Genomic DNA, 10112 nt, shown 5'->3' on the forward strand with positions numbered 1-10112 from the left:
ACGCCAGCACCAGGCTCGGACCAGCCACTACAAGAGACGAGGCCACAGCCCAAGAACTGAAGCCTCGCCACGGTAAGCACCGTTGCAGTACTAGGGCCTGTGCGGAGTCGTGATCAACGTGGCGGTAGAACCTGTACAGCGTCGGCCACCAGCACGACGCTATCCGGGCAGGAAGCTGTCAGGGCGTGCGGAGCTGGGGCGGGAAGCCGGTCCAGCGCAGGTCGTCCGGGAGGTGACTCACGTCGTTGTAGACGAGGACGGTTGCGGGCCGGGCAGGCGCATAACGGATCACCGTGAGCGCAGCGTTTGCGTGGTTGAGTCCCATCCAGCGCCAAGCCGGCGCTTCGAAAGCGGCGCGCACCAGCCAGGCGATGAGAAACGCGTGGGTGACGACAAGGTCGTGGCGGGGGGCATTCCCGCCGTCGACCGGCCCGGTGAACTCCGCGACCGCCTGGCGGGCCAACCTTGCTCCGCGCGCACGGTCCACGGCAGACAGCGAAGCGAGGCGAGGCAGCATGGCGTCGGCAACATCTGCGGGAACCTCGTCACGCTCCGGCACGTACGGGACGTAGTCCCCGGCCGCCTCGCACTCACGCAGCGGCACATCGCCCAGACGCTCCCCGACCAGCCGGGCCGTCTGCACCGCGCCGGGCAACGGACCGTGGTGAACGGCCGTCAGCGGCACCCCGTGCAGACGCTTGCCCAATAGCTCAGCCTGACGGCGCCCGGCCGCGGTGAGACTGCCCTCGTCGGGTGTGGCCTCGCCATGGCGGGCAAGGTAAAGGTATCGATCTTGCATATCGGGGTCGACGCCCCCCGGTGGCCGCTGGTTCCCCCGCCCCGTCCAGGGAGCCCAGAGTCGGCCGCCAGCGGTGCTCATGATCACGACCCCGCACAGGCCCTAGTTCTCTGCCTGGGCGGCCTTGCGAGCCTTCAGGGCGACGGCGTCCGCGGTCAGAGCGCCGACCCGCAGCGCGGTGGCCAGGCCCGCGACCACGTGCTCACTCATCGGCGGCATGAGAGGGGACTTCACCACAGCGGCCGGTGGTCACCTGCGTGCCGCGAGGCGTTCGGGCTACGCCTTGAAGACGCCTCGGTTGCAGCGCAGCCCTGCTACGACGACGGTGATGATGACTGTCGTGATGACAGCCGTTCCTACGACCGAGCCGGTGGCGGCGAAGATGCCGCCGAAGCCGGCCACGCCCAGCGCCGCACCCACCGCGAGGGCTGTCTCCTGGAGTGCCGCCGCGCGTGCGACGTCTTTGGGCGGGACGCTGCCCAGCAGGTAGGCGTCGCCGGAGGCCATGGAGACGCCGACACCGAGGCCGATCAGGAAACTGGCGGGCCACAGGCCGACGAAGGCGGCCACGATGAGGCCGACGGCGCAAGTGGCCAGGCTGACCTGGAGCATGTGCACCGCGGTGAAGCGGGCCTGGACCTTGTGGAACGCGAACCCGCCGAGGGAGACCCACAGGGCCAGGACCGATACCGGGAGGATTGACAGGAGCGAGTCAGCCTCCGCGCTGAACAAAAGGACCGATCCTGTGTAGCTGGCGGAACTCACGACGAGCGCGAGGGAGGGCGCGCCGAGTCGGGAGAAGCTGAGCATCCGTACGTCGATAAGCGGGTCGCGCGAGCGGAGTTGCCGCGTGCAGAAGACCGCTAGGACCAGGCAGCCCACGATCGTCGCGAGGAGGCGCCCGAATGCGGCGCCATGGCTCTGCAGTCCGGCCACGAAGAGTCCGAAGCCCACGAGAGCGAGGGCGGAGGAGGCGACGTCGACCTTGGTCGACGAGGCCTGTCCCAGGGTGATGCCACGCAGTAGCGCGGTGGCGAGCACCCCGCACACCAGGGCGACGGTGGCAGGCAGCCAGAAGAGCATCGTGTAGGCGTCGATGTCGACGAACGCCCGGCCGATCAGGGGGCCTGTACCGGCTCCGATGGCGTACGTGGTGATCCACAGGGAGTAGCCGAGAGTGCGCTCCGACGTCTCGGGCAGTCCGCCAATGACCGAGGCGACGCTGGAGACGATCAGCGCGTAGCCGAAGCCTTGGATGAACCGGCTGGCCGTCCACATCGTCGCCGTGTCCAGCAGTGCGGGACTTGCTCCCGCGAGGGCGAAGACGAAGAGACCGGTCGCCAGCGTCACGCCGGGACCCAGACGTGCACCCAGACGTGAGCCGAGGACGACGCAGGAGGCGAGGGCGATCGTGTACCCGTCGATGAACCACAGGTGCCATGAGTCGGTCAGGACTGGCAGGTCGTAGGCGGTGGAGTTGAACAGCGTGGAGTCCACACCGCCTAGGAACATGGGGACCAGCAGCAGGGGGAAGAGGATCTTCTTCGACACGGCGGTGGACCGCGTGGGGGCAAGGACAGTTCCGGTCATGGCAGACCTCGTCTCAGTTGGCGTTCTTCGGCGAGCGCAGCAGGAGGAGCACCCTTGCGACGACGCCCGGCAGGACTGCTAAATCCGCAGTCGGTCTTCTCTCTCCGAGCCCGGTGGGAGGAGCGGGGCCTGTGCGGTGGGCCGCAGGGCACTCAGGGCTGGTTGTCGAGGAGGCCATGAAGTCTCCGAGCGATAGGGGAACCATCTAAGATGGTTCTACCAGCACGCGGTTCTTCCCGCAACCGTCCAAGCCGGTTCCACGCTCCTGTTGGGGGCGGCGCGCGAGTAACGCGGCGGAGGCCCTCTGCGACGGACCAGTGGTCGGAACTACGCAAGCTGGCCCCGGCCCGTGCGCCGCCCAAAGAGGGGCGCCCACGGCCGGGGCCGGCGCGGCCTCACCTGTACGGCGACGGGCGCGGGTTTCCTACATGCCCTGCGGGGAAGGGAATTCGCGGTTGCTGAGGTACTGCGGGCGCGGTGCGTCCGCCGCGTAAGGTGCCCCCAGCGTGTTCTCCACGCTGTTGTAGACGATGAAGATGTTCGAGCGCGCGAACGGCGAGAGGTTCCCGTTGGAGCCGTGCAGCAGGTTGGAGTCGAACATCACCGCGGAGCCGGCGGGACCCGTGATCTGCTCGATCCCGTGCTCCTTCGCCATGCGTGTCAGGTGCTTGCGGTCCGGGGAACCAACGCTGGGGGCGGCCACGCGGAGCGACTCCTTGTGGTAGTCCTGCGGGGTGACCCCGACCGTGGGGACGAACGTCTTGTGGGTGCCGGGCATGACCATGAGCGGTCCGTTGAACGGGTGGTTCTCGGTCAGGGAGATCGAGACGCTGAACGCGCGCGGCCTGGGCATGCCGTCTTCGGAGTGCCAGGTCTCGAAGTCGGAGTGCCAGTGGAACGGGGCGCCGCCGAACCCTGGCTTGTAGTTGACACGACTCTGGTGGATGTAGACCTCGGAGTCGAGTACCTGGCGAGCGATGTTCATGAGCCGGGGCGAGCGAAGCAGCTCGGCGAACATCTCGCTGACCTTCTCGACCTCGAAGACAGAACGGACCTCGTCGGACTCCGGTTCCAAGATGATGCGCTCACTCGCGCGCAGCATCGGGTCCTCGCCGAGGCGCCGGAGTTCGGAAAGGTAGAGGTCTACCTCTTGCGCGGAGAGCAGGTCGTCGAGGACCAGGTAGCCGTTGGACTCGTACTGCTTGAGCTGCTCGCCCTCGAGTGGGCCCGGAGCCTCCCCCCACACCGACGGGTCTGTCCGTGGCATGGGAACGGCCTCACCGAGAACTCGGGTCGGATACAGGTCGGGACGCTGAGCGACAGTCATATACTGTTCTCCTTTTCAGGGGAGCGGCGGATTTTTCTGCCCGTATAGGAGCGCAATTCATCGGCTCGCGGAGCGAGGTGCCGAAGTTCCAAGGCCTGTCTCTCGCGGCTTATTGGGTCGTTCTCCGGCTCTTTCGATACTGCAAGCTCGCAGGGAGTAAAGAAAGGGTCTTCGAGTGTCCTGAATCGTCCTTGACCTAATCAGGACCGCGAAGTGCACCGTGCGTCCACGAAGGCGCGGGCGTGGCGTGCTGCGCCCTCCAACAGCGGGGAACCGCCCGGAAGGGTTCCCTTGCTTGTCCTCGGCATGGCAACCGGCTAAGGTGGTTCCATGTCCGTCAAGCGATACCCCGAGTTCCGTCTTGGCAAGGTGTTGGCGACCAGCTTCACGGCGACCCTCACAGAACGCTGCGGTGAACCCGTCGAACGCATCCCTGCCCCCGAGCGGCTGGTCGACTGGTTGGCGGTCTACGGGATCAAGGTCGATTCGTGCAGCGACTCCCAGCTAGAGCATGCTCGGCAACTGCGTGAAGCGATCCACGAAGCCGCTACCGCCGTCGCGACGCAAGTCCCCCCTCCCGCCGCAGCCATCCAGGTCATCAATGACTGCAGTACGGGCGGCCAGGCCGCGGTGATCCTTTCGCCCTGGAGTAAACGGGAGTGGTACCTGGAGTCCGCCTCCGTCGAGGACGCTCTCAGCGTGATTGCCGCCGACGCGGTCGACATCGTCTCGGGTGCGCGCGAGGGGAAAATGGCGTTGTGCGCGTCCCCGACGTGTCGGGCCGCATTCTTCGACACCAGTCGAGGTGCAACGCGCAGATGGTGTGAGATGAACACCTGCGGGAACCGCGAGAAGAAGGCGCGTTTCCTCGCCAACAAGCGCCAGAACCCGAGCCGCGCAGGCTGAAGCCACGCTGGGTGCCGTTCTACGCCGACGCTCCCCTGCCTACTGGCCGCCTCTCCCTGTCAGGGACGGTGCGTGCACAGTCCCACGGTGACGGGAGCGCCCTGTGTTCGACCGTTGCAAGCGAGTAGCCCCGCCGTCGTCGCTCATCGCACGAACGCGTGCAACGCCGGCCCGCGCTGCGGTGTGCTGCTTGCGAGTTCGGAATGCTGCCGCTCGACAACCGTCGGGCGCTGTAGACGACGAGGGTAGGGCGTCGTGGTCATCAGGCTCCCGCACTCCCTCGTCCTGCCACTCACGCAGGTGCAGAGAGGGAAGTAGATGCTGGATGTTTTGAAAGTTGATGCCACCGCGGAAGTGGTCTACCGCGGGATGCTGGCACATCCGCAGGAGGGCGTGGCCGAGCTGGTGCGTCGGCTCGAACTGACCGAGCAGGAGGTGCGGGCAGCACTCGACACCCTCGCGGAGCTGGCCCTAGTGCGGCACTCCCCCGAAGACCCTCAGAGCTTCCACGTCGTGGAACCTCACCTCGCCGCAGAGATCCTGCTCGCCAAGGAGCGGGCTGAACTCGCGGCCCAGCAGCAGCGCGTGCAGGAGGTCCAGGCCGCTGCCTTACAGCTCAAGTCGGAGTTCATCCCGGAGAGTCCCAAGGACGAGGTGCACCGCCTGACCGGGGTCGACTCCGTACGCGACTACCTGGCAGCGCTTCCCGACGAGGTCCAGGAAGAGCTGCTGACCTTCGCCCCGGGAGGAGCGCAGACGGAGGCCAACCTGCGTAGCTCGCGCCCGATCGCGGACGCACTGCTCGCGCGAGGGGTGCGGATGCGCACCGTGTACCTGGACAGCGTCCGCAACGATCCCCCCACGGTCGCGCATGCGGACTGGCTCGCCGAACGGGGCGGCCGCATACGCACCGCGCCTTCGCTGCCGAACCGCCTGATCATCTGCGACAAGAAGATCGCCATCGTCGCCGTCGACTCAGACGACACTTCGGCCGGGGCTGTGGTTCTGCGGACGGCTGGAGTAGTGTCGTCCCTGTACGCCCTTTTCGAGAATATTTGGCAAACCGCCCAACCCATGGAAGAGAGAGCCCAGCCGAGTGACGAACAGGGTCTGAATCCGCAACAACTGGAGGCCCTGAGGCTGTTGTCCCTTGGACACACCGACGACTACGTTGCGGCGCGGCTGGGCGTGTCAGGCCGCACGGCACGCCGGATCGCCACGAAGCTCATGAGTCACCTCGGCGCGCGAAGCCGGTTCCAGGCCGGCCTGCACGCGGCTGCCAGGGGCCTCATCCGGCCGTGACGGCCCGTGTACGTCTCCGATCGACAAGCAGTCGAAAGGGAATGGCCATTCGGACAGGACACCCCACTCATGTACCTCGTACAGCTCACCCTCGCACCATCGGGCGATGCCCACCCACCCGCTGAGATTAAGCAGGCGCTCCACGACGCGGCACCGGACATCGTTGAACACGTCCGCGTTCACACGCACACGCGGCCTCACCTTGTCGTCAGCCTCTTCCTCCGTGCCGCCTCCCTGGACGTGGCGGAGGCGGCGGCGAAGCGGATCTGGCAGCACGCGACCACCAGCTGCAGCCCTTTGGCTGCCTGGTCCCTGCAGCGGGCCGAAGTGCCCCTCCATCCGTACGACATGGAGTGAGCCTGGCTTCTCTCGATGCCTGTGCCACAGGGCTTGAGCTAGTTCCGGGGTCGTGCGGCGGCCCGCTGGGGTGCATAGCAGAGCAGACATGGGTTTCGTGATCATTGAGGTGTCGAAGCTCAACGATCGTGAGGTGGCCAGTACCTGCTGCTGTATCTTTCCCCCCATCCCGCCGGTGTTGGTGACAATCGAGCTGTTTTCATCCTCGGTTTGGGCAGGTCAGGTTCAGGGTGAGGACGGCTTGGACGAGGCTGGTGATGCGGGTGGTGGAGCAATGCAGCTTGCGTAGGAGCCGCCAGGTCTTGAGGGTGGCCATGGCCTGCTCGACGAGTGCGCGGATCTTGGCGTGCGAGCGGTTGACGGCCTGCTGACCTGCGGAGAGCGTCTCCCAGCGGCCCCAGTAGGGCAGCCGTATGGTGCCGCCGGCGCCGCGGTAGCCCTTGTCCGCCCAGCACTCCACACCCGCTTCGGCCAGGGCGTCGATGATGCCGTGGGTACGGGCGGCCCTGATGTCGTGGACCGCTCCCGGCAGCGCGGGCGAGGCCCGCAGCAGTCTGCCGGTCGGGTTGGTGATGACCTGCACGTTCATACCGTGCTTCTTGTGCTTCCCGGAGAAGAAAGGCCGGTCCGAGGCGATCCGGTCGATCGGCAGAAGCGTGCCGTTCAGGATCACGAACGCCTTGGTCGAGGCCGTCTTCACCGCTTCGGCGAGATCCGGGGCGAGGGCGGCCAGGACCTCGACCGCTTCAGCGATGTACCGGTAGGCGGTGGCGATGCCGACGCCGAAACCAGCCGCGAGCTGCGCGTAGGTATGACCGCACCGCAGATGGGCCAGGACCAGCAGCGCCTGTCGGCCTGCGGGCAGTCGACGCCATCGGATTCCCAGCTCCCGTCGCCGGGTCCGGAGACGGGCGGAGAGGTGGCGCAAGGTCGAGGTGGACACATCGAGGCCGGACGGGTAGACAAGCACGCGGAAGCTCCTGGCTGGACAGCTGATCTCGATAATCATCCGTCTACCAGGAGCTTCTTCACGTCTGGACACCGCACCCAGCCCAACTACCGTCTCAAAGAGTCAGGTTGGAAAGACCTCACTGCCTAATCACCGGACACGGCCGCCACGAGTCGCGCTCGTTCAAGACCTGCGGCATCGCCGTCGGACTCGACGGGATCGCCTTCCCCCACGCCCTCCGTGTCCATCGACGCCGCAAACAGGCTGGCGGGCGTCAGAGCCGCGAGACGGTCTATGCCGTCACCCAGCCTCGACGTCCACGAGACTCCCCGGCCGCACTCGCCGCTGCCGTCCGCGGCCACTGGACCGTCGAGACCCTGCATCATGTGCGCGACGCGATCTACGCCGAGGACGCCTCCACCCTCCACACCGGCACCTCACCCCGGGCCATGACCACCTTCCGCACCCTCGCCATCGGCTGCTCAAAATCCTCGGAGAGGCCAACATCACCAAGAGCACACGCGCACTCCGCGACCAGCCCGAGCGAGCACTCCCACTCCTGGGCATCAGCAACAAATCAGACGCTCAGGGAACTTGATCAAGCCCTGCCTGTATCACGCGCCACCGCTTCCCGCGCCCGGGCGGTGCGTGGGACCCGCATGTCCCTTTTGCGCGTCCCAAACGGTCCAGCCCGGATTATGTCGCGATCTCCGTGGCCCTTTGGCTGAATGCGAGCGCAGTCCTGAACAGGTCAGGACCCATTTAGGCCAACCGTCCGCCCTTCCCTCGCCGTCGTGAATATCGCAGACTCCTTATCGTCGGACAGCAAACCAGCGAGAGGCGAGTCATGAAAAAGCGAATGTTCATCTCCGATAGCTCACCTGTGGAGAGGGTAATTCCTTGCCTCTCACCCGAAGACGACGGCGGATGGCAGTGACCGTATGACAACCTCGAAGAACAGTGTCCAGGGGAATTTGATGGCGGACCTCGCTGAGGAGTACGGCACCCCGCTGTTCGTCTACGACGCCGATGTCCTCGCAGACACCTACCGTACGTTGCGCGGCCTGCTCCCCGCCGGCACCAACATCTTCTACTCGCTCAAGGCGAACCCGAACATCAGCGTCTGCGCCCTGCTGAACTCGTTCGGGACGGGAGCCGAGGTCTCCTCCTACGCCGAACTGGCCACCGCCCTGCGGGCGGGAGTCGACCCTGGCGACATTATCTTCCTCGGCCCCGGCAAGGACGAGAGAGAGCTCGCCGCGTGTGTCGAAGCCGGCATCCACGCGCTTGTCTGCGAGTCACTGGACGAACTCGACCTGCTCGACTCGCTGTTGACAGCGGCAGGACGTGACGACTTCCCGGTGCTCCTCCGGGTGAACCCGGCCTTCGGCAGCAAAGGGTCCGGGCTGGCCATGGGCGGTAAACCTCGACAGTTCGGCATCGATGAAGCCGAACTGCGCGATTCCAAGCACCGTCTCGCGGCCCTCCGCAACGTCCGAGTGAAGGGCGTGCACGCGTACATGGGAACACGATTCCTCAACCACGAGGACATCGTCGAGAACACCCGGCGCATCCTCGCTATCGCGGAGGACCTGGCCGGACAGCTTGAGTTCCCCCTGGAAACCGTCGACTTCGGCGGCGGACTCGGCGTCGCCTACTTCGAGAACGAGGAGGACCTGGACCTTGATGCGCTGGGCGCCGGCCTCGCGAAGGTCATCACCCCCTTCGCGGTGCGCAACCCAGACTGCCGAATGATCATGGAACTGGGCCGCTTCCTCACCGCCACGGCCGGTACGTACGTCGTCCGTGCCCGCTACGTGAAGGAGTCCATGGGAGAGAGCTTCGTGGTGGCCGACGGCGGTACGAACCACCACATGGCAGCCGTCGGCGTCGGCAGCTTCGTCAAGCGCAACTTCCCGATCCGCCACCTGGAGGACCGCTCTGCCGAAGCCTCACGCCCCTACAGCGTGACCGGACCCTTGTGCACGCCCAACGACGTCGTGGCTAAGAAGGTCCGCCTGCCGGAAGTACGGCCGGGAGACCTGCTCGCGGTGGAGCGGTCCGGAGCCTATGGGCCTACCGCCTCACCCGGCCTCTTCCTGAGCCACGGCTTCCCGGCCGAGGTGCTCGTCCACGGCGGGCGCGCCCACCTCATCCGGGAACGCGACACGACGGAGGACCTGCTGGCGAAGCAGCGCCTCGCCGATCTCCGCACCGCGTCCGCATAAACGCGTGATCCATATGGTCACCTGATCCGAACGAGAAGACGATTCGAATGAGAAACGCAGCGAAGCAAGCTGCGCGAGTCGGACTGGATGTACTCGACCGCTCCGAACTCCGCCGCCTCATCGAACGACCCTGGTTCTTGCGCTTCAGTTTCGCCCCGGAGGAAATGGCCCACGCCGAGGCTCTCGGCAAAGATCGTCGCCTAGAATTCCTGGCCGGTCGATTCGCCGCCAAAGAGGCCACCTTCAAAGTCCTGGGAATCGGTTTACTGCAAGGCGTGATGCCACGAGAGATTTACGTGGAACACACCGCGCACGGCGCCCCTGTCGTCCACCTCCGCGGACGAGTCGCGCAACTGACCCCGTCATCCGTCTCGGTCTCCATCACACATAAGCAGAACGTCGTGGCCGCCGTCGCCATCAGCCTCACCGAGGTCCTTGGCGTGCCCTCCGACGACCTCACCGGCGAAGCCGTCGGAAACGGACGAACTGACCCCACTGCCCCGAAGGAGCTTTACGACGTGCCGCCGCCGAACACCTCCGCGACCGCGACCATCGGAACTAGGGCGTGTATCGAGTCGTGATCATTGAGTGGCTGGGGCGAGGTCCTTGATCCAGATCATGGAGGCGCGGAGGTGGAGTCCGGCGAGGTAGCTT

9 protein-coding genes are annotated in these 10112 nt (G+C 66.1%); 5 read left to right on the top strand and 4 right to left on the bottom strand.

The window, feature by feature from the left end:
- Window positions 1–178 precede the first annotated feature (178 nt).
- The 3 genes from ACFV3R_RS34130 to thpD all read right to left on the bottom strand — a co-directional run bounded on the left by ACFV3R_RS34130 (window position 179) and on the right by thpD (window position 3716).
- Window positions 179–799 carry a histidine phosphatase family protein gene (locus ACFV3R_RS34130; RefSeq protein WP_385591330.1) on the bottom strand — a complete coding sequence of 207 codons (621 nt, stop codon included), beginning with the start codon at window positions 797–799 and terminating at the stop codon, window positions 179–181.
- A gap of 276 nt (window positions 800–1075) precedes the next feature.
- The gene (locus ACFV3R_RS34135) at window positions 1076–2389 is read right to left on the bottom strand and encodes an MFS transporter (RefSeq protein WP_385591332.1); all 1314 of its coding nucleotides are present in this window, start codon (window positions 2387–2389) and stop codon (window positions 1076–1078) included.
- A gap of 424 nt (window positions 2390–2813) precedes the next feature.
- Window positions 2814–3716, bottom strand: a complete 903-nt coding sequence (gene thpD, locus ACFV3R_RS34140; RefSeq protein WP_385591334.1) for an ectoine hydroxylase — start codon at window positions 3714–3716, stop codon at window positions 2814–2816.
- 330 nt (window positions 3717–4046) lie between these two features.
- Between thpD and ACFV3R_RS34145 the strand changes: the two genes are divergently transcribed.
- The 3 genes from ACFV3R_RS34145 (at window position 4047) to ACFV3R_RS34155 (ending at window position 6281) form a co-directional block, all read left to right on the top strand.
- Entirely contained in the window at window positions 4047–4622 is a 576-nt protein-coding gene (locus tag ACFV3R_RS34145; RefSeq protein ID WP_385591336.1) for a CGNR zinc finger domain-containing protein, read from the top strand.
- 318 nt (window positions 4623–4940) lie between these two features.
- Window positions 4941–5924 (top strand): helix-turn-helix transcriptional regulator, encoded by a 984-nt coding sequence (locus tag ACFV3R_RS34150; RefSeq protein ID WP_385591338.1) that lies wholly within the window; start codon window positions 4941–4943, stop codon window positions 5922–5924.
- A gap of 69 nt (window positions 5925–5993) precedes the next feature.
- A complete protein-coding gene (locus ACFV3R_RS34155; RefSeq protein WP_385591340.1) occupies window positions 5994–6281 on the top strand; it encodes a hypothetical protein in 288 nt (95 codons plus the stop codon).
- 199 nt (window positions 6282–6480) lie between these two features.
- On the opposite strand, the gene ACFV3R_RS34160 is transcribed toward ACFV3R_RS34155, so the two are convergent.
- Complete coding sequence (locus tag ACFV3R_RS34160) at window positions 6481–7251, bottom strand: transposase family protein (protein ID WP_385591342.1); 771 nt, start codon at window positions 7249–7251, stop codon at window positions 6481–6483.
- 920 nt (window positions 7252–8171) lie between these two features.
- Here ACFV3R_RS34160 and ACFV3R_RS34165 point away from each other — a divergent pair.
- Together ACFV3R_RS34165 and ACFV3R_RS34170 are read left to right on the top strand one after the other, a co-directional pair.
- On the top strand, window positions 8172–9458 hold the full coding sequence (locus tag ACFV3R_RS34165; protein WP_385591344.1) for a diaminopimelate decarboxylase: 1287 nt from the start codon (window positions 8172–8174) through the stop codon (window positions 9456–9458).
- Between the two features lie 47 nt (window positions 9459–9505).
- Window positions 9506–10039, top strand: coding sequence for a holo-ACP synthase (locus ACFV3R_RS34170; protein WP_385591347.1), 534 nt, complete (start codon window positions 9506–9508; stop codon window positions 10037–10039).
- The last annotated feature ends 73 nt before the right edge of the window (window positions 10040–10112 follow it).

The organism is Streptomyces sp. NPDC059740, assembly GCF_042733155.1.
Taxonomy (GTDB): Bacteria; Actinomycetota; Actinomycetes; order Streptomycetales; family Streptomycetaceae; genus Streptomyces.

Coding starts and splice junctions, on each gene's coding strand:
- ACFV3R_RS34145 (WP_385591336.1), top strand. CDS start 4,047: ATGTCCGTCAAGCGATACCCCGAGTTCCGTCTTGGCAAGGTGTTGGCG.
- ACFV3R_RS34170 (WP_385591347.1), top strand. CDS start 9,506: ATGAGAAACGCAGCGAAGCAAGCTGCGCGAGTCGGACTGGATGTACTC.
- ACFV3R_RS34150 (WP_385591338.1), top strand. CDS start 4,941: ATGCTGGATGTTTTGAAAGTTGATGCCACCGCGGAAGTGGTCTACCGC.
- ACFV3R_RS34165 (WP_385591344.1), top strand. CDS start 8,172: ATGACAACCTCGAAGAACAGTGTCCAGGGGAATTTGATGGCGGACCTC.
- ACFV3R_RS34135 (WP_385591332.1), bottom strand. CDS start 2,389: ATGACCGGAACTGTCCTTGCCCCCACGCGGTCCACCGCCGTGTCGAAG.
- ACFV3R_RS34155 (WP_385591340.1), top strand. CDS start 5,994: ATGTACCTCGTACAGCTCACCCTCGCACCATCGGGCGATGCCCACCCA.
- thpD (WP_385591334.1), bottom strand. CDS start 3,716: ATGACTGTCGCTCAGCGTCCCGACCTGTATCCGACCCGAGTTCTCGGT.
- ACFV3R_RS34130 (WP_385591330.1), bottom strand. CDS start 799: ATGCAAGATCGATACCTTTACCTTGCCCGCCATGGCGAGGCCACACCC.